The sequence below is a fragment of the Clostridium moniliforme genome, assembly GCF_017873235.1.
In the GTDB taxonomy this organism is placed as follows: Bacteria; Bacillota; Clostridia; order Clostridiales; family Clostridiaceae; genus Clostridium; species Clostridium moniliforme.
Window position 1 is genome coordinate 83,422 of sequence record NZ_JAGGJZ010000003.1, and the last position, 26,100, is coordinate 109,521.

At 26.9% G+C, this 26,100-nt stretch carries 24 protein-coding genes, 1 tRNA gene and 1 other annotated feature; of the genes, 22 read left to right on the forward strand and 3 right to left on the reverse strand.

From position 1 onward, the window contains the following. Positions 1 to 23 precede the first annotated feature (23 nt). The gene (locus J2Z53_RS06205) at positions 24 to 1,013 is read right to left on the reverse strand and encodes an aspartate-semialdehyde dehydrogenase (protein ID WP_209796563.1); all 990 of its coding nucleotides are present in this window, start codon (positions 1,011 to 1,013) and stop codon (positions 24 to 26) included. 218 nt (positions 1,014 to 1,231) lie between these two features. On the opposite strand from J2Z53_RS06205, the gene J2Z53_RS06210 reads away from it, so the two are divergent. The 3 genes from J2Z53_RS06210 to hslO all read left to right on the forward strand — a co-directional run bounded on the left by J2Z53_RS06210 (position 1,232) and on the right by hslO (position 3,212). Further along, positions 1,232 to 1,483 carry a small, acid-soluble spore protein, alpha/beta type gene (locus tag J2Z53_RS06210; protein ID WP_209796565.1) on the forward strand — a complete coding sequence of 84 codons (252 nt, stop codon included), beginning with the start codon at positions 1,232 to 1,234 and terminating at the stop codon, positions 1,481 to 1,483. Positions 1,484 to 1,577: 94 nt separating this feature from the next. After that, positions 1,578 to 2,324, forward strand: a complete 747-nt coding sequence (locus tag J2Z53_RS06215) for a class I SAM-dependent DNA methyltransferase (protein WP_209796567.1) — start codon at positions 1,578 to 1,580, stop codon at positions 2,322 to 2,324. 3 nt (positions 2,325 to 2,327) lie between these two features. Then, positions 2,328 to 3,212, forward strand: coding sequence for an Hsp33 family molecular chaperone HslO (gene hslO, locus J2Z53_RS06220; protein WP_209796569.1), 885 nt, complete (start codon positions 2,328 to 2,330; stop codon positions 3,210 to 3,212). A 91-nt stretch (positions 3,213 to 3,303) separates the two neighbouring features. On the opposite strand, the gene J2Z53_RS06225 is transcribed toward hslO, so the two are convergent. After that, positions 3,304 to 3,375, reverse strand: a tRNA-Cys gene (locus J2Z53_RS06225). Between the two features lie 106 nt (positions 3,376 to 3,481). Here J2Z53_RS06225 and J2Z53_RS06230 point away from each other — a divergent pair. Continuing rightward, on the forward strand, positions 3,482 to 4,126 hold the full coding sequence (locus tag J2Z53_RS06230; protein ID WP_209796571.1) for an HD domain-containing protein: 645 nt from the start codon (positions 3,482 to 3,484) through the stop codon (positions 4,124 to 4,126). A 194-nt stretch (positions 4,127 to 4,320) separates the two neighbouring features. Here J2Z53_RS06230 and J2Z53_RS06235 read toward each other — a convergent pair whose 3' ends face one another. Beyond that, positions 4,321 to 5,022: a DUF6873 family GME fold protein gene (locus J2Z53_RS06235; RefSeq protein WP_209796573.1), complete on the reverse strand. Its 702-nt coding sequence runs from the start codon at positions 5,020 to 5,022 to the stop codon at positions 4,321 to 4,323. A 145-nt stretch (positions 5,023 to 5,167) separates the two neighbouring features. On the opposite strand from J2Z53_RS06235, the gene ytxC reads away from it, so the two are divergent. The 18 genes from ytxC (at position 5,168) to J2Z53_RS06325 (ending at position 26,038) form a co-directional block, all read left to right on the forward strand. After that, positions 5,168 to 6,043 (forward strand): putative sporulation protein YtxC, encoded by an 876-nt coding sequence (gene ytxC, locus J2Z53_RS06240; protein ID WP_209796575.1) that lies wholly within the window; start codon positions 5,168 to 5,170, stop codon positions 6,041 to 6,043. A 164-nt stretch (positions 6,044 to 6,207) separates the two neighbouring features. Beyond that, positions 6,208 to 6,756: a translation initiation factor IF-3 gene (infC, locus tag J2Z53_RS06245; RefSeq protein ID WP_234925793.1), complete on the forward strand. Its 549-nt coding sequence runs from the start codon at positions 6,208 to 6,210 to the stop codon at positions 6,754 to 6,756. Positions 6,757 to 6,778: 22 nt separating this feature from the next. After that, entirely contained in the window at positions 6,779 to 6,976 is a 198-nt protein-coding gene (gene rpmI, locus J2Z53_RS06250; RefSeq protein WP_209796577.1) for a 50S ribosomal protein L35, read from the forward strand. A 27-nt stretch (positions 6,977 to 7,003) separates the two neighbouring features. Beyond that, on the forward strand, positions 7,004 to 7,363 hold the full coding sequence (gene rplT, locus J2Z53_RS06255; protein ID WP_209796579.1) for a 50S ribosomal protein L20: 360 nt from the start codon (positions 7,004 to 7,006) through the stop codon (positions 7,361 to 7,363). A gap of 209 nt (positions 7,364 to 7,572) precedes the next feature. Next, positions 7,573 to 8,901: a TrkH family potassium uptake protein gene (locus J2Z53_RS06260; RefSeq protein ID WP_209796581.1), complete on the forward strand. Its 1,329-nt coding sequence runs from the start codon at positions 7,573 to 7,575 to the stop codon at positions 8,899 to 8,901. Positions 8,902 to 8,913: 12 nt separating this feature from the next. Further along, the gene (locus J2Z53_RS06265; RefSeq protein ID WP_209796583.1) at positions 8,914 to 9,579 is read left to right on the forward strand and encodes a potassium channel family protein; all 666 of its coding nucleotides are present in this window, start codon (positions 8,914 to 8,916) and stop codon (positions 9,577 to 9,579) included. An 18-nt stretch (positions 9,580 to 9,597) separates the two neighbouring features. Beyond that, complete coding sequence (locus tag J2Z53_RS06270; RefSeq protein ID WP_209796585.1) at positions 9,598 to 10,377, forward strand: TrmH family RNA methyltransferase; 780 nt, start codon at positions 9,598 to 9,600, stop codon at positions 10,375 to 10,377. Positions 10,378 to 10,429: 52 nt separating this feature from the next. Then, positions 10,430 to 10,649, forward strand: a binding site (T-box leader). Positions 10,650 to 10,714: 65 nt separating this feature from the next. Beyond that, positions 10,715 to 11,734, forward strand: coding sequence for a phenylalanine--tRNA ligase subunit alpha (gene pheS / locus J2Z53_RS06275; protein ID WP_209796587.1), 1,020 nt, complete (start codon positions 10,715 to 10,717; stop codon positions 11,732 to 11,734). A 33-nt stretch (positions 11,735 to 11,767) separates the two neighbouring features. Further along, on the forward strand, positions 11,768 to 14,149 hold the full coding sequence (gene pheT, locus J2Z53_RS06280) for a phenylalanine--tRNA ligase subunit beta (RefSeq protein WP_209796589.1): 2,382 nt from the start codon (positions 11,768 to 11,770) through the stop codon (positions 14,147 to 14,149). A 158-nt stretch (positions 14,150 to 14,307) separates the two neighbouring features. After that, positions 14,308 to 15,585 (forward strand): cell division protein ZapA, encoded by a 1,278-nt coding sequence (locus tag J2Z53_RS06285; RefSeq protein ID WP_209796591.1) that lies wholly within the window; start codon positions 14,308 to 14,310, stop codon positions 15,583 to 15,585. Positions 15,586 to 15,702: 117 nt separating this feature from the next. Beyond that, entirely contained in the window at positions 15,703 to 18,045 is a 2,343-nt protein-coding gene (locus J2Z53_RS06290; RefSeq protein ID WP_209796593.1) for a U32 family peptidase, read from the forward strand. A gap of 3 nt (positions 18,046 to 18,048) precedes the next feature. Then, complete coding sequence (locus tag J2Z53_RS06295) at positions 18,049 to 20,409, forward strand: endonuclease MutS2 (RefSeq protein ID WP_209796595.1); 2,361 nt, start codon at positions 18,049 to 18,051, stop codon at positions 20,407 to 20,409. Positions 20,410 to 20,690: 281 nt separating this feature from the next. Next, positions 20,691 to 21,641: a carbohydrate kinase family protein gene (locus J2Z53_RS06300; protein WP_209796597.1), complete on the forward strand. Its 951-nt coding sequence runs from the start codon at positions 20,691 to 20,693 to the stop codon at positions 21,639 to 21,641. A 64-nt stretch (positions 21,642 to 21,705) separates the two neighbouring features. Continuing rightward, positions 21,706 to 22,374 carry a cytochrome c biogenesis CcdA family protein gene (locus J2Z53_RS06305; protein WP_209796598.1) on the forward strand — a complete coding sequence of 223 codons (669 nt, stop codon included), beginning with the start codon at positions 21,706 to 21,708 and terminating at the stop codon, positions 22,372 to 22,374. 10 nt (positions 22,375 to 22,384) lie between these two features. After that, positions 22,385 to 23,011, forward strand: a complete 627-nt coding sequence (locus J2Z53_RS06310) for a TlpA family protein disulfide reductase (protein WP_209796600.1) — start codon at positions 22,385 to 22,387, stop codon at positions 23,009 to 23,011. Positions 23,012 to 23,034: 23 nt separating this feature from the next. Continuing rightward, complete coding sequence (locus tag J2Z53_RS06315) at positions 23,035 to 23,475, forward strand: DUF523 domain-containing protein (protein ID WP_209796602.1); 441 nt, start codon at positions 23,035 to 23,037, stop codon at positions 23,473 to 23,475. 101 nt (positions 23,476 to 23,576) lie between these two features. After that, the gene (locus J2Z53_RS06320) at positions 23,577 to 24,164 is read left to right on the forward strand and encodes a 50S ribosomal protein L25 (protein ID WP_209796604.1); all 588 of its coding nucleotides are present in this window, start codon (positions 23,577 to 23,579) and stop codon (positions 24,162 to 24,164) included. A 146-nt stretch (positions 24,165 to 24,310) separates the two neighbouring features. After that, complete coding sequence (locus tag J2Z53_RS06325; protein ID WP_209796605.1) at positions 24,311 to 26,038, forward strand: phospho-sugar mutase; 1,728 nt, start codon at positions 24,311 to 24,313, stop codon at positions 26,036 to 26,038. The last annotated feature ends 62 nt before the right edge of the window (positions 26,039 to 26,100 follow it).

Sequence of the window (26,100 nt, forward strand, 5' to 3'; positions counted from 1 at the left end):
TAAAACCTCCAAATTTTATTTAATTATTTATTATTAATCATTAATTCTGCTATTTGAACTGCGTTTAATGCAGCACCTTTTCTTATGTTATCTGCAACAACCCAAAGATTTAATCCGTTATCTATACTAAAGTCTCTTCTTATTCTTCCTACAAAAACATCATCCTTATCAGATGCTTCAAGAGGTGTTGGATATTTTAGATTTTCAACATCATCACAAATAGTAACACCTTTAGCTTCTTCTAAAGTTTTAAAAATATCAGATAATTCAAATGGTTTTAAAAGTTCAACGTTTATACTTTCACTATGAGAATTTAAAACTGGAACTCTAGCTGTTGTAGCTGTTACTTTTAAATCATCAAGATGAAGAATTTTTCTTGTTTCATTTATCATTTTCATTTCTTCTTTAGTGTATCCGTTGTCTAAAAATACATCTATATGAGGTAGAACATTACCTGCTATTGGTTTTGGGAACTTTTTAGGTGCTATACCTTTTTGTCCATCTTCTAAATCCTTTATAGCTTGCATTCCTGCACCAGATACTGCTTGGTAAGTTGAGTATATAACTCTTTTTAATCCATATTTATCATGGATTGCTTTTAAAACAGGCATTGCTTGAATTGTAGAACAGTTTGGATTTGCGATTATCCCATTATTCCATTTTATATCTTCTGGATTTACTTCAGGAACAACTAAAGGAACCTTAGGATCCATTCTCCAAGCACTACTATTATCTATTACAACAGCACCATTTTCAGCAAATATAGGAGCAAATTTTAGGCTTGTATCACCACCTGCTGAAAATAATGCAAAATCTAATTTTTTAGATTTAATATTTTCTTCACATGTTTCTTCAACAATATATTCATTTCCTTTAAAATTCATTTTTTTACCTGCGGATTTTTTTGAGGCAAAAAGATAAAGATTTTTTACTGGAAAGTTCCTTTCTTCTAATATGCTTAATATTTTTCTACCGACATTACCAGTAGCCCCAACTATTGCAACGTTATACAAATTAATCCCTCCAATACTTTTTGCAAATTGTATTTGTACAATATATTTATACAATAACTATAAGTATTTATTAAAGAAATATCAAGAGTTATAGAAAAAATACTTATAAAAAAGATTTAATATAAAAGCTTTTCAAATAATTATATTAAAACATTAAAGATATAATACATTTTTTTATTCTTTATGGAAAAGATATATAAAGAATGGAGGAATAAATTATGAGTAAAACACCTTTAAAAAAAATAATTAAATCTAAAATTAAGTCTAATAAAGAACTTACAGAAATAGAAAAGCTTAGAGAAAAAATTAAATATGAAATTGCAGAGGAACTTGGATTAAAAGATAAAGTTGATAGTGGAGGGTGGTCTTCATTAACTGCTGAAGAAACAGGAAGAATAGGTGGTATGATGACAAGTAGAAAAAAGAAACTTCACATTCCAACAAATGATGAGATATTAGGAAGAAAATAATAGATAATAAAAAATAATCAAATTAGTTTGACTAAATGTTGAAATAATTATAATATAAATGGTAGTGTTTTTCTAAAATGAATGGGGGAATTATATGGCATATGGTGAGTTTGCTAAAATATATGATGAATTAATAAATGAAGATATAGATTATGAAAAAATAGCAAATAGAGTGAGAGAAGTTTTAAATGAATATAAAATAAAAAAATTAGATTATTTAGATTTGGCCTGCGGAACAGGAAATGTTTCATTAAAACTTGCAAAAGACTTTAAAAATTCATTTGCAGTAGATCTTTCATGTGATATGCTAACAGAAGCATTTGAAAAATTTAAAAAAGAAAAAATAAAAAGTAAAATAATATGCCAAGATATGACAGAGTTATTTCTTAATCATAAATTTGATTTAATAACTTGTGTTTTAGATTCTACTAATTATATATTAGAAGACTCTGGAATTTTAAATTATTTTAATGGAATTTATAATCATTTAAAAGATGAAGGAATATTTATATTTGATATAAATTCATATTATAAGTTGTCTAATATATTAGGTAATAATATTTACACATACAACTCAGAAGATGTATTTTATTCATGGGAAAATAGTTTTGAAGATGACATTGTAAATATGTTTCTAACATTTTTCATAAAAAAAGACAATCTTTATGAAAGATTTGAAGAAGAACATTTTGAAAGAGCATATAAAGAAGAATTTATAGAAGATGCATTAAAGAAGTGTAAATTACGTGTACTAGGAAAATTTGAAGGATATTCAAATAAAAAGGTTTGTGATACTTCAGAAAGAATTTTATATGTAGTTAAAAAGGATGCGGAGGGATAACTTGTGAAAGATAAAATTATTAGAGGTACAGCTAAAAATGGAATGATAAGATTTATAGGAGGTATTACTACTAACTTAGTTAATGAAGGAACTAAATTACATAATTGTACACCAGTTGCTTCAGCAGCACTTGGTAGAATGCTTACAGCATGTTCATTAATGGGAGTACAACTAAAATCAGATAAAGAAGCAATAACATTAAAAATTGATGGTGGTGGAGAGTTAAAAGGCGTTACAGTTACAGGACATTCAGATGGTTCTGTTAAAGGCTTTATAGGAAATCCAAATGTTGATTTACCACTAAAAGAAAATGGAAAGCTTGATGTAAGTACTGCAGTTGGAACAAATGGATTACTTTATGTAATAAAGGATATGGGACTAAAAGATCCATATGTAGGACAGGTTCCTATTTATACTGGAGAAATAGCAGAGGATTTAGCATATTATTTTACAGTATCAGAACAAACTCCATCAGCAGTTGCACTTGGAGTTTTAGTAGATAAAGATTTATCAATAAAAGCTGCAGGAGGATTCATAATTCAAATGATGCCAGATGCAGATGAGCTTTTAGCAGATTTAATAACTTATAGACTTCAAGATATGAAACCAGTAACAACTCTTATAGATGAAGGTAAGACTATAGAGGATATAATTGAAGAAGTGTTTGAAGATATGGATCCCAAAATATTAGAAAATATAGAACCTACATACAAATGTGATTGTAGTATGGAGAGAATTGAAAAGGCTCTAATAAGCATTGGTGAAAAAGATCTTAAAGAAATTTATGAAGATAGAAAAGATGAAGAAATAGTTTGTCATTTTTGTAATAAGAAATATAAAGTTACTCATGAAAAAATTGGAGAACTTATAGAAAAGTGCAACAAGTAATTGAATAATTTATATAAATAAATTTTAATATTTCATTAAAAAGTAGGATTCAAATTTGAATCCTACTTTTTAAATATAATCTTTTTTTAAGAGGCGCTGCCCAGATTTGAACTGGGGAATAAAGATTTTGCAGACCTCTGCCTTACCACTTGGCTACAGCGCCTTATATTTATATTATATTAAAATAAAATAAATATATTACTAAAAATAAAAAATACATTTAAAAAATTTTTATGGATAAACTTATTATATAGGAAAGGAGTGTTTCTATGGATATATTAGAAATGAAAGATATTGAACACCATTTACTTTATGATAAAAATCCTTCCGAGTATTTTAATTATTTATTAGAAAGTGGAAAATTAAAAAAAGAACCATTAAATGAAATAGAAAAGCTAAAGGATGTTACGCAGTCAAAAAAGCATCATCCAGAAGGTAATGTATGGAATCATACTATGTTAGTAATTGATAACGGTGCATATTATAGAGAATATGCAAATGATAAAAAAGCTTTTATGTGGGCTCTCCTTTTACATGATATAGGTAAAATTAAAACAACAAAATTAAGAAAGGGAAGATGGACATCTTATAATCATGATAATGTAGGTTATTATGAAGGATATAAATTTTTGAAAAAATTGGGGTGTTGTGATAATGAACTTATAGATAAAGTTAGAAATTTAATAAAATATCATATGCATTTTTTATATATAAAAAATAATCTTCCCTTTGGAAATGAAGAAGAAATGATAAAAAATGTTGATATAAATGATATTACATTAGTTTTTTTATGTGATAGATTAGGTAGAGGTGGGTTAAATAAGGAAGATAAAATAGAAATAATTGCTAGTATACACGAATTTTTAGAAAAATATATGGATAAGGAAAATAAAAAATTAAATTTAATTAGATAGAACTATATAATGAATTTTATTTTTAAATTAATATAAAATTGCGTTATAAATAGTGTTATTAAGTCACAAAAAAATGGAAAGTATAAAGATTAATAAGTAAAAATCCATAAAAGTTTAAGTTAATAAACTTTTATGGATTTTATTTTATTATAATTGAAACATTTTATATGTGTGAACGTAATATATAGAGAAGATTATATAGTTAAAATACTTCCTCTATCGATAAGCTTTGAATTTTTTAAATAAACTGGTGTTACGTTATGCTTTTTCAAAAAATTTAATACTTCTTTTCCGTATTTATAGTAATTTAAATTGCCAAAGAAGGCTATTTTATTATTGCCAATTGTACCTCCTGTACCACCTATAAATCCATAATCTAAACCTTCAAGAATAATATCGCCAGGAGGTAGAAGTAAAACATCGAAACCTTCAGTTAATAAAGACTTATATATTAATTTATCAGATGTTATAAAAGCTTTGTCATAAATATTTAAAACAGAACACTTAGTATAACCTTGAGATACATTAATTAATTTTTTCATAGAAGAATTTTTAAGTAGAGTTTTATCTGTGTATTTAATATTATGCATTAAAAAATCTTCTGTTATCAAAGCATTTAAAATAATATCATAAGGATATTTGTTTCCAAGTGAACTATGAGAAAAAATATAATTTATAGAAAACTCTTTTAATTTTTTTAAAAAATTTTTATCTATATCTTTATGTACTATTACTGTTTTATTTTTTTTGCTTAAAATATTTAGTTGTATATCAACGTGTCCAGAAATTGCATCATAAACAAGAGATGTATTTGGAACTTTAATAGGAATTACACCTTCTTTTTTAAGGTTTATTAATTCTTCCTCTGATATTCTATAATCAACAAAAGAATACATAAATTATCCTCCTTAATATAAATATATAATTAAATTACTACTAATATGCTGAAAAATCAATAAAAATAGGAAGTTTTACAAAATGATTTAAGGTATAGTCAAAATGTATTTAATACATACTATTACTAAGAAGGGAGTGAAATATATGCTTGTGCTAAAGTTAGCTTATATGGGAGATTTAGACTTTATAAAAGAGTTACAAGAATTGAAAACCCTACTAAAAAGTAAAGATATAGTAATAGGTTTAGTTGAAAAAATAGAAGGTAAAATTCATGTTGTAAAAGTTATGTGTGATGAAGAGTGTTATAGTGATAAAGTATTTGAAAAAATTAAAATATATATAAGTGAAATTTTATATAAGATAGTAATTAAAAATTATAAAGAAAAGGAGTTATTTGAATTTTTAACAGATACTTATTTTTTCTTAAAACAGGAGGAAATAATAGAAGTAGAGAAAAATGTAATGGATGTGTTTTATCAAAAGGCATCTATTAAAGATGAAGTAAGTGTTTATTGTGAAAATAAAATAAATAAGATTATATCTAATATAAAAGAATGTTTAGATGAAAATAATGAATTTAATATAAATGGATTCATAACATTTAGAATGAAAGAACTTAAAGATGATATAGAAAGAGTTGTAGATAAAGTAATTGAAAAATATATGATAGATAAAGAGTATAAGGAATTTATAAAATTATTAAAATATTTTGTTGATATACAAGATAGTAAAATTGAAAGAGTTGATATTATAATTAATAAAGATGGAGGATATAGCGTATTAGACGAAAACAACACTGATCTTTTTGGTGAATTCATTAAAGATTTAACAGATTGTAAATTGGGAGTAGATGCTAATGTTGAGGATATAATAATAAGTGGGTTAATAACTAATGCTCCCAAAAAAATTAATATTTTTAAAAAAAAGTACTGTACAAATAATGAATTTATTGATACAATAGTAAATGTCTTTGAAAAGCGTGTAGAATTTATTAATGAATATGATAAAAGTTTATTGTAATTCTAATAAAAATGTTGACAAAGATAAGAAAAGATATTAATATGTTTGTGTAAAGAAGAAACAGCCGTTTCTCACCTGCAATGCTTAATTTTAAGTTATTAGTATGGTTTGATTTATTTAAATTGTAGATTAATCAGGACGGCTTTATGCCGTCCTTTATTCATATGTTTTATTTGTTAAAAATTTCGGAGGTGGAAGCCATTAGTAAAAATTATATTGTTAATGAAGATATTAGAAAAAAAGAAGTAAGAGTAATATCTAAAGATGGAGAGCAACTTGGTATATTATCAAGTAAGGAAGCTCTTAAGATTGCAGAAGAAAATGAATTAGATTTAGTGATGATATCACCAAATGCTAATCCACCAGTATGCAAGATTATGGACTTAGGTAAGTTTATATATGAGCAATCAAAAAAAGAAAAAGAAGCTAAGAAAAAACAAAAAGTTATAAATATCAAAGAAATCAGAGTAAGTCTTACTATTGAAGAAAATGATATTGCAATTAAAGCTAAAAAAGCAAGAAAGTTCCTATTAGATGGAGACAAAGTCAAAGTCACTGTAAGATTCAGAGGAAGAGAGATGGAATTAGGACATATTGCCCAAAGAATTCTTGACAACTTCGTCGGAAAACTTGAAGATGTTTGTATCATAGAAAAAGCTCCTAAAAGAGAAGGTAGAAACATGACAATGATTTTAGGGCCAAAAAAGGCATAACTTTTGAGAGGAGGATTTCATCATGCCAAAAATGAAGACACATAGAGGTGCAGCAAAGAGATTTAGAAAGACAGGTACAGGAAAACTTAAGAGAGCTAAAGCTTTCAGAAGCCACATATTAACTAAGAAAAGCTCAAAAACTAAGAGAAAACTTAGAAAAGGTGGATACGTATCAGTAGCACAAGAAAAAGTAATGAAGAAATTATTACCATACCTATAAGAGTTTGGACGCAGGAGGTTTTATTAAATGGCAAGAGTTAAGAGAGCAGTTAACGCTCGTAAGAATCATAAAAAAGTATTAAAGCTTGCAAAAGGATACTACGGTGGAAAGAGCAAGTTATTTAAAACAGCTAATGAATCAGTTATAAGAGCATTAAGAAATGCTTATGTTGGAAGAAGATTAAAGAAGAGAGATTATAGAAGACTATGGATTGCTAGAATAAATGCAGCTACAAGAATGAATGGTCTTTCATATTCAAGATTCATGAATGGAATTAAATTAGCTGGAATAGATATAAATAGAAAAATGTTATCAGAAATAGCTATCAATGATCCAAAGGCATTTGCAGAATTAGTTGAAGTAGCTAAAAAACATATAAACGCTTAATTATGAAGATGCGACTTAGGTCGCATTTTCTTTATATATACAGGAAATTATATAAAGTTTACATATTTAAAAAATATTAATATTAAGATAATATTTTTTTAACAAGGGAATAGTAAAATTAAGTTTCTAATATTTTATGATATATTGTATATAATAGGTATTAAGTGTTATATATAAACCTTCGAGGTGGTTAGATTAAAAGATTTTTAATGAAAAAAAAATTAAGTGGAGTACAGGTTTTAGCACTCGGATTTTTTATAGTTATATTTATAGGGGCAATACTTTTAACTTTACCGATTTCATCGGAAAGTGGAGAAAGTACTAATTTTTTAGATGCTTTATTTACTTCAACTTCAGCTGTATGTGTAACAGGACTTGTAACTTTAGATACAGGAACATATTGGAATGAGTTTGGTCAAGTAGTTATAATGTTACTTATTGAAATTGGAGGTTTAGGATTTATGTCCTTTGCAACCTTTATAGCAGTTTTATTAGGTAAGAAAATTACATTACGAGATAGGCTATTAATGCAAGAAGCTATGAATACATTTAATATTCAAGGTTTAGTAAAAATGGTAAAGTATGTTTTAAGTTTTACTTTTGCAGTACAATTTTTTGGAGCATTATTATTATCCACTCAGTTTATTCCGAAATTCGGTATAGGAAAAGGTATATACTTTAGTATTTTTCATTCAATATCTGCTTTTTGCAATGCTGGTTTTGATTTGTTTGGAGGTTTTAGTTCCGTTACATCATATTCTAGTAATGCAGTAGTTTTAATAACAATAAGTAGTCTTATCATTATAGGTGGACTTGGATTTACCGTATGGATGGAATTATATAACTATAGAGGAATTAAAAAATTATCTGTACATTCAAAAGTAGTTTTATTAATTACAACTGTTCTTATAATTGGTGGAACTATATTAATGTATTTATTTGAAATGCACAATCCAGAAACAATGGGGAAAATGGGAGTTGGAGATAAAATACTAAATTCTTATTTTGCTTCAGTATCTCCTAGAACAGCAGGATTTAATAGTGTATCAACAGATGGGATGACAAATGCTGGAAAATTTTTAACAATAATCTTAATGTTTATTGGTGGATCACCAGGTTCAACAGCAGGAGGACTTAAAACTGCTACATTTGGTGTTATTATATTAACTGTAATTTCAGTAATTAGAGGAAGAGAAGATACTCAAGTTTTTGGAAGAAGATTTTCAAAGGATTTAGTTTATAAATCTTTTGCACTTCTAATGATAGGTATGTTCCTTGTTATAGGTGTTACATTAATATTATCTATAACAGATCCAAATGAGTCATTTATAAACTTAATGTATGAGGCAACATCAGCTTTCGGTACAGTTGGACTTACAACAGGAGTAACTCAAAGATTAAGTACAGCTGGGAAAATTATCATAATAATAACAATGTATTGTGGTAGAGTTGGACCTATGACTGTAGCCTTAGCATTTTTAAGAAACAAGAAGAAGCAAACACATAAATATCCAGAAGGCAAGATTTTAATTGGTTAGGGGATGAATTATATGATAAAAAAACAATTTGTAATTATAGGTCTTGGAAGATTTGGATCATCAATAGCAGAAACTTTATATAATCTTGGAAATGATGTTCTTGTTATAGATAAAGATGAAGATTTAATTCAAGATATATCTGATAAGGTTACACATGCTGTACAAATGGATGCAACTGATGAAGGCGCACTTAGAACTTTAGGACTTAGAAACTTTGATGTAGCAGTTGTAACAATTGGATCTAATATCCAAGCAAGTGTTATGGCGACACTATTAGTTAAAGAATTAGGAGTTAAGTATATAATTGCAAAAGGAAATAGTGATTTGCATGCTAAAGTGCTATATAAAATTGGAGCAGATAGAGTTATATTACCTGAAAAAGATATGGGAGTTAGAGTTGCCCATAATTTAGTTTCAGAAAGCATATTAGATTTTATAGAATTATCACCAGATTATAGTATTATGGAGATAGAAGCACCAGAAGAATGGCAAAATAAAACTATTAGAGAATTAAAACTTAGAAGTAAATATGGAATAAATGTTATGGCAATAAAGAGAGATGATGAAATTAGTCTTTCTCCTCCAGCTGACTTTGTAGTAGAAGGTAAGGATATATTTGTAGCAATAGGATCAGCTGAGGATTTAAGTAAATTAGAAGGCATGATAGTTAAATTTTAACTTAATTGAGGTGCAGATTTGATTTATATAGAAAGTAAAGACAATTCCATATATAAAGAAACTAAAAAATTAAAAGAAAGAAAAAATAGAAATAAATTAAAAAAATATTTAATTGAAGGTTTTAGATTAGTAGAGGAAGCTTTAAAAGCTGGAGCTAATGTAGAAACTATATTTTGTCTTAAGGAGCTTGAAGAAAAGACAGAAGAATTAGTAAATAAATATAATTATAAAGGCAAAATTTTTGGCTTAAATAAAAATTTATTTCTAGAAAGTTGCGGAACAGAAAATCCTCAAGGTATTCTTGGAGTTGTAATAATGGAACAAAATAAAGTAAATATAAACGGAGAATTTTATTTGTTATGTGATAAGTTACAAGACCCAGGAAATCTTGGAACAATAATAAGAACAGCTCATGCAGCTGGAATAGATGGTATTATATTAACAAAAGGAACTGTTGATATATATAATGAAAAAACTATTAGATCAACTATGGGTTCAATGTTTTATATACCAATAATTGAAGATAATGATTTTTCTGTTATTAAATCATTAAAAGAAAAAGGATTTTCTATTCTATCAACATCACTTGAAGGGAAAAATAATTTTTTTGAAGAAGATTTAACTGGAAAGATAGTTATTACTGTTGGAAATGAAGGAAATGGAGTTTCAGAGGAGATTTATAATATTTCTGATAAAAAAGTAAAAATACCAATGCCAGGAGGAGCTGAATCTTTAAATGTAGGAGTAGCAACTTCAATTGTTCTTTATGAAAGAGTTAGGCAAAAGAAAGTTATATAGGTATTGAACTTTTAGTAAATACTGTGTATAATCTAGTTTATAATCTTAAATTAATAAAGCATTGATAGAGAGAGTAGATATAAGTATCTTTTTAAGGGAGAAGTGGTCATGGACTGTAAGCCATTTTAAAAGAATTATATTGAAGTTCACTCAGGAGTTCTAGCTACGAAATTTTTAGTAGTAGTTAGCGGGTAAGACCGTTAAATTTACGAGTTGGGTTTAATATATTATTAAACCAATTAGGGTGGTAACGCGGATATTCCGTCCCTTTTATTAGGGACGGTTTTTTTTATGAAAAATTAAATTGAAATAGTTAGAGAAAGGAGAGTTTTTGAATATGAGAGAAAAATTAAAAGATATTCAAGAATCAGCATTAAAGGTTATAGAAGATGCTAAAACCTCTTCAAAAATTGAAGAAATAAGAGTAAAATACCTTGGTAAAAAAGGAGAACTTACAACTATACTTAGAGGAATGAAAGACCTTTCTAAAGAAGAAAGACCTTTAGTTGGTAAAATGGTTAATGAAGTAAAATCAGTTTTAGAAGAAAAAATAGAAACAATGTCTAAAGAAATAAAAGATAAAGAAAAAAATGAAAAGCTATCTAAAGAAATTATAGATATTTCATTACCAGGAAAAAAAGAAAGATTAGGAAAGAGACATCCATTAGATTTAACTCTTGAAAGTATGAAAGATATATTTATATCAATGGGATTCACTATAGAAGAAGGTCCTGAAATAGAACTTGATAAATATAATTTTGAAGCTTTAAATATTCCTAAAAATCATCCAGCTAGAAGTGAACAAGATACATTTTACATAAATGATAGTCTAGTTTTAAGAACACAAACTTCTCCAGTTCAAGTTAGAACTATGGAAAAACAAACTCCGCCAATTAAAATGATATCACCTGGAAAAGTTTATAGATCAGATGATGTAGATGCGACTCATTCACCAATATTTTATCAAATGGAAGGATTGGTAATTGATAAGGGAGTTACATTTGCAGACCTTAAAGGAACTTTAGAATTATTTGCAAAGAAAATGTTTGGTAGCAAAGTAAAAACTAAATTTAGACCTCACCACTTCCCATTTACAGAACCTTCAGCAGAAATGGATGCTACATGCTTTGTTTGTGGAGGAAAAGGATGTAAAGTTTGTAAAGGAAGCGGATGGATTGAAATATTAGGTTGTGGTATGGTTCATCCACAAGTACTTAGAAATTGTGGAATAGACCCAGAAGTATATTCAGGATTTGCATTTGGCTTTGGAGTAGATAGAATGGTAATGCTTAAATACGGTATAGATGATATAAGATTATTATATGAAAGTGATATGAGATTTTTAGATCAATTTTAAAAATATTTAAGTATTAAAGTAGGAGGTAGCAAAATGAAAGTACCATATAATTGGTTAAAAGATTATGTTGATATAAATGTAAATGCAGTAGAACTTGGAGATTTATTAACTTTAACAGGTTCAGCATTAGAAGGAATAATAATTCAAGGAGATTTAATAAATAGAGTTGTTGTTTGTAAATTTAACTCAATAGAAAAACACCCAGATGCAGAAAAATTAAGCATTTGTCTTGTTGATATTGGAGAGGATGAAGAACTTCAAATAGTAACAGCTGCAACTAATATGAAAGTTGGAGATAAAGTACCAGTTGCTCTTCATAAGTCAACTTTAGCAGATGGAACAGAAATAAAAAAAGGAAAGCTTAGAGGAGTTGTTTCAAATGGAATGTTCTGTTCAGAGGCAGAACTTGGGCTAAAGGGAGAAGATGAAGTAGACGGACTTATGATTCTTCCAGAGGATGCTCCAATTGGAATGGAAATAAAAGAATATCTAAAGTTAAAAAAAGAAACTTTAGATTTTGATATAACATCAAATAGACCAGATTGTTTAAGTATGATTGGAATGGCAAGAGAAACTGCTGCAACACTTAGAACAGAGTATAAAATGCCAAATTTAGAATATAAAGTTACTTCAAATGACAATATAAATGATGAAATAAAAATAGATGTAAAAGATTCATTATGCAAAAGATATATGGCAAGAGGAGTTAAAAACGTAAAAATAGCCCCATCACCAAAATGGATGCAAGAGAGACTTTTAGATGCAGGTGTTAGACCAATAAACAATATAGTAGATATTACAAACTTTGTTATGCTTGAAATTGGAGAGCCAATGCATGCCTTTGACAGAAGAGAAATTAAATCAAATAACATTGTAATAGAAAAAGCTTCAAATGGAGAGAAATTCACTACTCTAGATGAAATTGAAAGAGAATTAGATGATACAATTTTATGTATTAAAGATTCAGAAAATACAATTGCTTTAGCTGGAATTATGGGTGGATTAGATTCAGAAGTTAAAAATGATACTACTGAAATTATATTTGAATGTGCAAATTTTGATGGAACTAATATAAGAGTTAATTCTAAAAAGCTTGGAATTAGAACAGAAAGTTCAACAAGATTTGAAAAAGATATAGATCCAAATCTTGCAGAAATAGCATTAAATAGAGCTTGTGCACTTGTTTGCGAACTAGGTTGCGGAGATGTAATGGAAGGTACAATTGATATATATAATGATATTAAAGAAGAAGGTTCTATAACAGTTGATTCTAATTGGATTAATAAATTTTTAGGAACAGATATTTCTAAAGAAGAAATGAAGAGATGTTTGGATTCAGTTGATTTAAAAACTGAAATTAATGGAGATGATCTTCAAATCATAATACCAACATTTAGAGTTGATATTGGAATTAAAGAAGATATTGCAGAAGAAGTTGCAAGAATATATGGATATAACAATATAAAAGGAACTATTTTTAAAGTTCAAACAGAAAGAGAACCAAAGTATAAAAAAGAAATTTTAGATGAAAAAGTTATTAATATAATGACAGCAAGTGGATTAAACCAATCTATAAGTTATTCATTTATATCTAAAAAGGCTTTTGATAAAATAGCATTACCAGAAGATAGTGAATTAAGAAAAGTAGTTACTATAAAGAATCCTTTAGGAGAAGACTATAGTGTTATGAGAACAACAACTATTGCTTCAATGATGGAATCACTTGCAAGAAACTATTCAAGAAATAATAGTGAAGCATATCTTTTTGAAATAGGTAAAATATATATTCCTTCAGAGGATCCAACTGAAATTCCAACAGAGAAAAATATTTTAACAGTTGGACTTTATGGTGATGTAGATTACTTAAACTTAAAGGGAATTGTAGAAAATCTAATTGATGGATTAAAGGTTAAGGGAGTTAAGTTCTTAAGAGAAATAGAAAACCCAAGCTTCCATCCAGGAAAAACTGCAAAACTTATAGTAGGAAGAAAAATAGAAGCTGGAGTATTTGGAGAAATTCATCCAGATGTTAGTGAAAACTTTGATATAGATGTTCCATGCTATATTGCACAAATAGATTTAGATGCTGTTTATGAAAATGTAGAACTTGAAAGTAAATATAAGCCATTACCAAAGTTCCCAGCAGTTACAAGAGATATTGCACTTTTAGTTGATGAACATATATTAGTTCAAGATATTGAAGATGCAATAAGAAAAGCTGGTGGAAATCTAGTTGAAAAAGTTGATCTTTTCGATATATACAGAGGAGAACAAATTCCAGAAGGCAAAAAAAGTATAGCTTATGCAATAGTTTATAGAAACGAATCAAAAACTTTAACTGATAAGGAAGTTAATAAAGTACATGAAAAAATATTAAGAGCCCTTGAATATAAATTAGGCGCTATTTTAAGATAATATTTAGAGAGAGTTAATCATTTTATTAGATTAACTCTCTTTTTTTACAAATTTATTAAATATTAATAACCTTTTTACTTTACATAATTGTGAATTTATTAGATATCCAATATAATTAATAGTAAGATTAATTATTATATTTTAAGAGGTGGAGTAGTATGGCAAAGGTTACAGTTAATATAAATGGTGTAGACTACAATTTAAAAGGAAAAGAAAATGAAGATTATTTAAAAGATATTGCTTCATACGTTGATGAAAGAATAAAAGAAATATTAGGAAAAAATTCACTGCTTAGTATTTCACAAGCATCAGTTTTAGCTGCTGTAAATATTACAGATGAATTATATAAATCAGATAATGAAATAAGAAATCTTGTAAGTTTAAAAAATAGTATAGAAAAAGAAAAGACAACTTTATTTAAAACTATTGAAGAACTTAAAAGTGATTTACAAAAAATAAAAGAAGAAAATGAAAATATAAAAAATGGAAGAGATAATACTATTAATGGGTTAAAAAGCGATAGAGAAGCTTTATTAAAAGAATTAAAAGAAATTAAAGAGAGTAAAAAAGTTATAGAAACTAATTTAAATAAATCTTTAAACGAAATTAAATTAAAAGAAAAAGAAATTGAAAAAATAAAAGAAGAAAATAGTAAGATTAAAGAAGAAAAAGATTCATTATTAAAATTAAATAAAGAAGTTAAAGAAAACTTAAGAAGTTCTTTAATTGAAAAAGATGAAAGAGAAAGATTACTTCAAAAAGAGATAAGAGAACTTCAAGAGAAAAATATTAATAGTAAAAAAGAAGTAGAAAACAGCATATTAAAAAACAAGGTTCTAGTTAAAGAAATAGAAGAAGGTAAAAAGGAAAAAGAAGAAATCTTAAATACTATAGAAAACTTTAAAAATAAAAAGAATTCCCTTGAAGTTGAAATGGACAATCTTAGGAATAAAAATAAAGAACTTAAAGATAAGTTGAAAAAAGATGAATATACATTAAAGGAATATGAAGTTAATTATGAAAATGCTAAAAATAATTTAGATGAAAGTAATAAAAGTTTAAATAAATTACAATCAGATTATGAAAAGTTACAAAATTTAATTAAAGAAGAAAAAGATAAAAAGGAAAAAGAATTAAATAATTTAAAAAATATAAAAGAAGAGAAGGAAATTAAGGTAGAAGCTCTTAATAAAGAAATAGAAGAATTAAAAGGTATAATAAATAATGAAAAGAATAAATCTGAAGAATTACAAGAAAGAGTAAAAAAACTTGAAAAAGATAAAAGTACTTTAATAGAAGCTGGAAAGGGTACAAGAGTTGCATTCCAGAGCAATAAATATAAGGTTCTTGATTTAGAAAAGAAACTTTTAGATACTCAAATTGAACTTGCTAAAGCTAAAATGAAAAATGAACCAGCCCTTTTAAAGAGAAAATAAAACTTTAGTGCTGAGTAACTTAAATTTTGCTCAGTACTTTATTTTTAATAAGTAATGAGGTAAACTAAAAAGATATGACAAAAGAGAAGTTTTAGTTAACTTATAGGAGAGATGTAAATGAAAAAAATAGAGATTCTAGCTCCAGCTGGAAGTATGGAAAGTCTTTACGCAGCAATAAATAATGGAGCAGATGCTATATATTTAGGAGGCGATAAGTTTTCAGCAAGAGCTTATGCTTCAAACTTTAATAATGAAAATATGAAAAAAGCAGTAGACTATGCTCATAGTTATGGAGTATCAGTTTATGTTACTATGAATACACTTTTAAAGGAAGAGGAATTACCTAAAGCATTAAAATATGCAGGGTATCTTTATGAAATTGGAGTAGATGCTCTTATAATACAGGATCTTGGACTTTTTAAAGTTATTAAGGAAAAATATAATGACTTTGAGTTACATGCTTCAACTCAAATGACTATTCATAATGGAGAAGGAGCAATTTATTTTAAAGATAAAGGCTTTCATAGAATAGTATTATCAAGGGAATTATCTTTTGATGAAATTAAATATATATCAAAAGATTTAAATATAGAAACTGAAATGTTTGTTCATGGTGCACTTTGTGTATGCTATTCAGGACAGTGTTTAATGAGTTCTATGATAGGTGGAAGAAGTGGTAATAGAGGAAGATGTGCTCAGCCTTGTAGAATGGAGTATACTTTAAGAAATAGTAATGGAGAAGAGAAAAAGGGATATTTACTTTCTCCAAAGGATATGTGCACCATTGAAGATGTAAATAAAATAATTGATAGTGGTGCTTATTCACTTAAAATAGAAGGAAGAATGAAAAGACCAGAATATGTAGCTGGAGTAGTTCGAAATTACAGAAAAGCAGTAGATAAAGAATTATATAATAAGGACTTTAATGTAAAAGAAGGCAAAAAGGAACTACTTCAATTATTTAATAGAGAAGGCTTTTCAAAGGCATATTTAAATAAAAATATTGGAAAAGATATGATGAGCTATAATTTCCCAAAAAACACAGGAGTTTTACTTGGAAAGGTAATAGATGGTGGAGAAATAATATTATATCAAGATATTTCTCTAGGTGATGGAGTAAGAGTTTCAGATGGAGGCTTTACTTGTAGTAAAATAATAAAAAATAAAAATGAAGTAAAGGAAGCTTATAAAGGAGATAAGGTTAAATTATTCCCAATAGGTTATAAAAAGGGAGATTTCTTATATAAAATGTCTGATAAAAAGCTAACTTTAGAGTTAAGTGAGGGAGTAAAGCCTTATGAAAGAAAAATTTCTTTAAAGGGATATTTGAAATTTAATGTAAATGAAGAAGTTAAATTAGGAGCTCTTTTTAAAGATAATTATTATGAAGTTTCAGGAAGTATAGTTGAAGAAGCAACTAATAGACCTTTAGATAAGGAAAGAATAGAAAAGGCATTATTTAAATCAGGAGATTATCCATATAGATTTGAAGAAATAGAATTTTCTTCCTTTGATGATGGATTTATTAGAATTGGAGAATTAAATGAACTTAGAAGAGAATTATTTGAAAAAATAATTAAAGGAGAATGTTCAAAGTATAGAAGAATAAGACAGGGTAAAGAAAAGCCTTTTAAAGAAATAGAAAGAGAAAGCAAAAATATAGAAATTCTTCCTAAAGTAATATTAAAGGAGCAATTTGAAGAGATTAAAAATGATTTTGATTTTATTGCTGTAGATGTATTTAATAGGGATAAAAATGGAATAAGAATAAATGATTTAAAAGATTATAGTAAGGAATGTAATTTAATATTAAGATTACCTAATATAATAAAAGAAGAATTTAATTCTGTTATAAATGTTATAGAGAAGTGCAAACCATATATTAAAGGGTTAATTACTTCAAATATAGGTATAATAAATAAATATAAAAAAGAACTATATATTATTGGTGATTATAAATTAAATATATTTAATAAAGAAACATTAGAATTCTATAAAGGAGATATGGATATATTAACTATTAGTGAGGAACTTAATAGAAAAGAAATAAAGGCTTCTTTAAAAGGATTTAAAGGAAATGTAGCTAAAATAATATATGGTAAAACAGAACTTATGGTAAGTGAGTATTGTCCTATAGGAAGTACCTTTGGTGAAAAGTGTACAGATAAAGATTGTAACAAGGCATGTGAAAGAGATAGTTTTACATTAATTGATAGGGTAAATGAAAAATTTAATATAATGACTGATGTTTTTTGTAGAAGTCATATATTAAATTCTCTTCCATTAAATTTAATAGAAGAAATTGATGATTTAAAAGATATGGGGATTTCATCATTAAGATTAGATTTTACTGATGAAGGAAGAGATAAAGTAAGAAAAGTTATTAATGAGCTTAATGGAAAAATTTTAATAGATAATAAAAATTATACAAAGGGCCATTACAGAAGAGGTGTAGAATAAAAAATGAATGAAAGAACCTTTAGAGTTTTAGAATTTCAAAAGATTAAAGAAAATTTAAAAAAATACTCAAAAACACAAGGGGGAAAAGCTTTAATAGATAAGTTAACTCCTTATGAAACAAAGTATGAAGTAGAAATTGCACTAAAAGAAACTAAAGAAGCACTTGATATGTTAGTTACAAAGGGAGCTCCTCCTTTTGAAGGATTATATGATGTACGTGAAGGGCTTCAACGGGCAGATAAAGGTGGAGTTTTATCACCAGGACAGCTTTTGAGAATAGGAAACATGTTAAAGTGTTCAAGAAGATTTAAAAAGTATGTTGAAAGAGAAGAGGAAGAAATAGCCTTTGAAAGAATAGAAGATTTAGCATATATTTTAGAACCTTTAAAGGGATTAGAGGATGAAATTGAAATTTCTATTATATCAGAAGATGAAGTAAGTGATAGAGCTTCAAGCACTCTTAGAAGTATTAGAAGAAGTTTAAAAGAAAAAAATTCATCTGTTAGAGAAAGAATAAATGGTATAGTTAGAAGCTACTCAAAATATCTTCAAGAAACTCTTTATACTATGAGAGGGGAAAGATATGTTCTTCCCGTAAAGGTTGAGTATAAAGGTCAAGTTCCAGGTATAGTACATGATCAAAGTTCAACTGGGGCAACTCTATTTATTGAGCCGATGAGTTTAGTTAATTTAAATAATGAAATTAAAGAACTTATGCTTAAGGAAAAGGCAGAAATAGAAAGAATATTAACAGTTCTTTCAAAGAAGGTTTCAAATAATATTGAAATTTGTAAGAGTAACAATAAAATATTAGGAGAACTTGATTTTATATTTGCAAAAGGAGCTTATGCTTCAAAAATAGATGGAATATATCCAAGGGTTAGTGAAGATGGAAGATTTGATATAATATCAGCAAGACATCCATTAATAGAACCTAAAGATGTTGTATCTTCAGATATATATTTAGGAAAAGATAAAAATGTAATTATGATTACAGGTCCTAATACAGGTGGTAAAACAGTTACATTAAAAACAATAGGTCTTTTACATCTTATGGGGATGTGTGGACTTTTAATACCTGCAATGGAAGGTTCAACTATAGCCTTTTATAATGAAATATTTGCAGATATTGGAGATGAGCAAAGTATAGAGCAATCACTATCAACTTTTTCAGCTCACATGACAAATATTGTTGACATTATGTCAAAGGCCACAAGAGAATCACTTGTTCTTTTTGATGAACTTGGAGCAGGAACAGATCCAACAGAGGGAGCTGCATTAGCTGCTTCAATAATTGAAAATTTAAAATCAAGAGGAACTAAAGTAATTGCAACAACACATTATAGTGAACTTAAAGGATATGCTTTAAGAACAGATGATGTAGAAAATGCTTCAGTTGAGTTTGATGTAAAAACTTTAAGACCAACATATAGACTTTTAATTGGAATTCCAGGAAAATCAAATGCCTTTGAAATATCAAGAAGATTAGGTCTTAGTGAAGGTGTAATTAAAGATGCCAAGAAATTTATAGCGGAGGATAATCTTCAATTTGAAGATTTAATAAGAGAGCTTCAAGAAAAAAGTATAATTGCAAAAAGAGATGCAAGAGAAGCTATGAAAGAAAGAGCCGAGGCAATAGATTTAAAGAAAAAATATGATGAAAAACTTAAAAAGTTAGAAAAGACAAGAGATAAAGCTTATATGGATGCAAGAAAAGAAGCTAAGGACATAATAGCAAATGCTAAAGATGAAGCAGATGAAATCTTAAAAGCTATGAGAGAACTTGAAAAGATGGGTATTTCAGGTGGCGGAAGAAATAGACTTGAAGAAGAAAGAAGAAAACTTAAAGAAAGTCTTGAAAGTAAAGAGAAATCAATTTATGCCCAAAAGGAACAAAATGGGGAAAAAATAAAAAATATAAAACTTGGAATGGAAGCATATCTTCCATCATTAAATCAAAATGTAGTTATAATTTCTCTTCCAGATAATAAAGGTGAAGTTTTAGTTGAAGCTGGAATTATGAAAATAAGTGTTAAAGCAGATGATTTAAGAGCATTAGAAAATAAAAAAGTAAAAACTAAAGAAAAGAAAAAGAGAGAAGTTAAGTTAAACTTAAGTAATATAGAAAGTAGAATAGATTTAAGAGGGATGGATGCTGAAGAAGCCTGCTTTAGAGTTGATAAATATTTAGATGATGCCTATAGAGCCAATTTAGGCGAAGTAACAATTGTTCATGGAAAAGGAACTGGTGTATTAAGAAAAGCTATAAATGATATGCTAAAGAGACAACCACATGTAAAAAGTTATAGACTTGGAGTTTATGGCGAAGGTGGAGATGGTGTTACTATTGCAATATTAAAATAATTAAAATATAAAATAAGTTTGATATGCTGCCCTTATAATAATGAGAGTTTAGATAATAAAACTGTAATTATAAAGGAGCATATCATTTTTTTATTATCTAAGTTTTTAATAGATTTTGTAAAAAAATTTAAAAATAAAAATACAGAATTAGACAAGTTTTAAGCGTTTACATTGTATGATTTAAAAAAAGTTAAGAATTATTCTTTATTTTTTCCTTTTTGTAATTTATAATGATTGTATGTTTTTTTATAATAACGGAAACTAGAAACAGGAGAGATAATATGATAAATAAAGATTCATACATACTAGTTATAGGAGCATCAATTGTTGATATACTAGGATTTAGTAGAAATACATATAAGGAAAAAGATTCTAATCCAGGTAATATTAAGATTTCACTTGGTGGGGTTTGTAGAAATATTTCAGAAAATCTTGCAAGGGTAGGAGTAAATACTAAGTTTATTTCAATTATTGGAGATGATGAAAATGGAAGAAATATTTTAAATCATTCAAAGATGATTGGATATGATATGGAAGATTCATTAATTCTTGAAGGTGGTTGTACTCCAACATATATGGCAATACTTGATCATACAGGAGATATGGCATCAGCAGTAGTGGATATGGAAAGTTTAGATGAAATGGATACTGATTTTATAGACTCAAAGAAAGAAATAATTATAAATTCTGAATACACAATATTAGATGCAGATGATGCAGAAATACTTGAATATATATTAACTAATTTTAAAGGACAAACTAAATTTATATTAGATCCAGTATCAGCTGCTAAAGCAGAAAAAATAAAACACTTAATAAAATATTTTCATACAATAAAGCCAAATAGATATGAAGCAGAAATTCTTTGTGGATTTAAAATAGAGACAAAAGAAGATTTAAAAAGAGCTGGAGATTATTTCTTATCACTAGGAATAGAAAATATTTTTATTAGTTTAGATGCTGATGGAATATATTATACAAATGGAAAAGAAAGTGGACAAATAAAGGCTACAGATGTAAAAGTTAAAAATACTACAGGTGCGGGAGATTCTTTTGTTGCAGGTGTAGGATATGGATATATGAATAATTTATCATTAAAAGATACAGTAAAATATGCAATAGCAATGTCTATAATAACTATTTCTCATGAGGATACAATAAATCCAAAAATGAGTGATGAATATGTAGATGTATATTTAAATAAAATAAATTGGGAAGAAAATACATATTAATTTATTGACAGCTTTGGATTTAATCCTTAGCTGTTTTTTGTAAAAATAAGAAAGGAGATGAATTATGGGGGATATTACTATTTTTATAGCTTTTTTTGGTGGGCTAGTTTCCTTTTTATCACCTTGTGTACTTCCATTAATTCCAGCTTATATAAGTATTTTAGTTGATGAAGATAAAAATTTAAAAAAGAATAAGGTTTTATCTCAAAGTTTATTATTTATTTTAGGATTTACTATAATATTTATAATTATGGGAGCATCAGGTTCTTTAATTGGAAAATTGTTTGGGGAGAATATAAAATTTTTTAGAATTTTAGCTGGATTTATAATAATAATTTTTGGATTACAAACTACTGAAATAATAAAGATAAAATTTTTATATAGAGAGAAAAGATTTACTAAAAGGATTAAAGACTTTGGTCCAGTTGTTATGGGAATGGCTTTTGCAGCAGGATGGACACCTTGCATAGGACCTATACTTGGAAGTATATTAATTTATGCTTCTTTAAAAAGTGAATTGATAACAGGAATTATAATGCTATTGTTTTATTCTTTAGGTATGGGAGTACCATTTTTAATAACGGCAATATTAATTGAAAAATTCGATTTCGTTAGAAAAAAGATTTATAAATATATGATAACTATTAAAAAGATTTCAGGTGTATTTATGGTTATAATTGGATTACTTATTTTAAGTAATAAACTTTTAGTTTTTATTGGACTATTAACTTAGGAGGTTATATATGAAATATGCTAAAAAGATAATAATTTTGATAATAGTAATTTTAACTTGTGTTGGAGCTTATCAAGTCTATAATATAAATAATAAAAAACTTAAAGATGATAGAGATATAAAAATAGAAAATAATAATGGGTATAATAACAAACAAAATGAACAATCAAAAGTTAGTGAATCAGAAAGTAAAGAAGAAAGAGATAAAAAATATCCTAAAGCACCTGAATTTACTTTAACTGATTTAAAGAATAAAAAGGTATCATTATCTGATTATAAAGGTAAATATGTAATGATAAACTTTTGGGCTACTTGGTGTTCTGCATGCAAAAGCGAATTACCGGATTTAGAAAAATTTTATAATGAAAATAAGAATAATAAAGATTTTAAGCTTTTAACAATAGATGTAGGTGAAAATAAAGATGTTGTAGAAAAATTTATGAAAGAAAATAAATATAATTTTGATGTGCTTTTGGACAAAAATACAGAAGTATCTTATGATTATACAGCAACAGCTCTTCCAACAACTGTTTTAATTGATAAAGAAGGTTATATTAAAAAAATAATTCTAGGGGCTATGAATAAAAATTCAATGAATTCATATAAAGAAATGCTTATAAACAATGAATTCAAATAGAAAATCAGGAAAGAAGTGTTTTTATGATAATAATAAGTGCCTGTCTTTGTGGATGTAATTGTAAATATAATGGTGAAAATAATGAAAATGAGAAATGTGTAAATTTATTAAAAAAAGGAAAGGCTATTTTAATATGTCCTGAACAATTAGGAGGAATGACGACTCCTAGGCTTCCATCAGAAATTTTAAAAAATAATGGAAATAAACTAGTAATTAATAAAAATGGAGAAGAGGTTACTAATTTTTTTGAAAAAGGAGCAAAGGAAGCTTTAAATATTGCAAAGCTTGTAAATTCAAAAGTTGCAATTTTAAAAGATGGAAGTCCATCCTGTGGAAGTAATTTTATTTATGATGGAAATTTTTCTGGAAATAAAATTAAGGGAGAAGGAATAACAGCTAGTTTATTTAGAAAAAATGGAATAAAAGTATTTTCAGAAAAAAACATTCATAAGGAATACTTATAAAATTTATAATGTATATTATTTGATTTTTAATAAATGAATAAATCTATATATTTTTAGGCATACTTAAAAAGAGTTTGTAATAAATATTAGGAGGTATTCATATGAATGAATTAAATATACAAGAAAGAAATAAATGTGGAAATAGCGGTAAAAAAACAAGAAGGAAGGGGTTAGTTCCAGGAGTTCTTTATGGAAAGGGAATAGCAAATTTTATGTTTGAAGTATCTTCTTTGGAACTTGGAAGGGAAATTTCAAATACAGGAGAACATGGAATATTAAATTTAAAAATGAATGGGCAAACTAAAGAAGCTCTAATTAAAGAAGTTCAAAGGGAACCTATTAATCATGAAATAATTCATTTAGACCTAGAAATATTAAAGGGAAATGAAGAGATAGAGACTGAAATTCCAATACAATATTTAGGTGAGGGATATTTAAATAAAAAAGGTGCAGTTCTTCAAAAGGAAAAGGATTTAGTAAAAGTTTTATGTAATGCTAGTAAACTTCCTAAGTATATTCAACTAGATGTTTCAAGTGGAATTAATGGTTCTGTATATAGAATTTGTGATTTAGAATTAGGAAATGAAATAACAGTAATAGATGATTTAGAAACTGTTATAGCATCAATATCTAATGAGAGAAAACTAACCTCTGATTTAATGGAAGAAGAAAATCAAGAGAATATTTAAATAAATAGTTATAAAAATAAGAAGGCTTAAATATAAAATTTTGCCTTCCTTTTTTGTATGTAATTGAAATATAAAGGGAAAAGGTAGTTTGAATTTTTTACCTTATGTTGTATAATATATCTGATACAATTAAAGGAGGTTCATAGATGGATTATAGGGAGAAATATAACATATGGTTAACATCAGATAGAATAAATGAGGATACAAAAAGAGAATTAAAAGATATTAAAGATGATAAAGAAATTGAAGATAGATTTTATAAAGATCTAGAATTTGGAACTGGGGGACTTAGAGGAATTATAGGAGCTGGAAGCAATAGAATGAATATATATACTGTTTCTAAAGCCACTCAAGGTTTTGCTAATTATTTAAATGATTCTTTTGAAAATCCGTCAGTTGCAATAGCATATGATTCAAGAAATATGTCAAAGGAATTTGCAAAAGCAACAGCTTTAACATTAGCTGCTAACAATATAAAGGTTTACTTATTTGAAAGCTTAAGACCAACTCCAATGCTTTCATTTACAGTTAGACATTTAAATTGTAAAGGTGGAGTTGTTATAACTGCATCACATAATCCAAAGGAATATAACGGTTATAAGGTTTATGATGAATTTGGAGGACAAGTAACAGATATTAAAGCTAGTAAAATTATAAATTGTGTAAATGACATCAAAGATTTTTCAGAGATAAAAACAATAAATGAAAATGATGCAATTGATAAAGGATTATTAGTTTATATTGGAGAAGATGTAGATAAAGCTTATATTGAAAAAGTAAAAGGACTTGCAATTAGAGATGAATTAGTTAAAGAAAAAGCTAAGGATTTAAAAATTATATATACTCCAATCCATGGTTCAGGTAATATTCCAGTAAGAAGGGTATTAAAAGAACTTGGATATGAAAATGTATTAGTAGTTAAAGAACAAGAACTTCCAGATGGAAATTTTAAAACTGCTCCATATCCAAATCCAGAAAATCCAAATGTATTTGAAATTGCATTAGAAATGGCAAAAACTGAAAATCCAGATATAATATTTGGAACAGATCCAGATTGTGATAGAATTGGTGTAGTTGTTAAAGACTCAGATGGAGAGTATAAAGTTTTAACTGGAAATCAAACAGGACTTTTATTAACTGATTATATACTAAATTCATTAAAGGAAACAGGAAAGTTACCACAAAATGGAGTTGTAATAAAAACAATAGTTACAACAGAGGGAGCAAGAGAGATTGCAAACCATTATGGAGTAGAAATTTTAGATGTTTTAACTGGATTTAAATATATAGGAGAAAAGATTAGAGAATTTAAAGAAAGTGGAGACAAAACATATATCTTTGGATTTGAAGAAAGTTATGGATATTTAGCAGGAGATTTTGTTCGTGATAAAGATGCTGTTATAGCGGGAATGCTTATTTCAGAGATGACACTTTATTATAAACAAAAAGGACTTAGTTTAGCTGAAGGTTTAACTAAGTTATATGAAAAGTTTGGTTTCTTTAAAGAAGAATTAGTTTCAATTGAACTAAAGGGAAAAGAAGGACAAGAAAAAATAGCTTCATGTATTGAAGCTTTAAGAAATGCTAAATTAACTGAAGTTTCAGGAGATAAAATAAAAACAAGATTAGACTATAAATTAAGTATAGAAGAAAATTTAAATACAAATATTAAATCAGTTATTGAATTACCTAAGTCAAATGTGTTAAAATTTATATTTGAAAATGGTTCATCTTTTGTTGTAAGACCATCAGGAACAGAACCTAAGATGAAGGTATATCTTGCTGTAAAAGGGAACAGCTTAGATGGAGCACAAAAAGATATGGTAAGATTTAAAGAAAATGTAATGAATTTAATTAAGTCTAAATTAAACTAATTAAGTTAAAAATTATGCTACCATCTTTTTAGATGGTAGCAATTATTTTTTTGGAGGTTTTT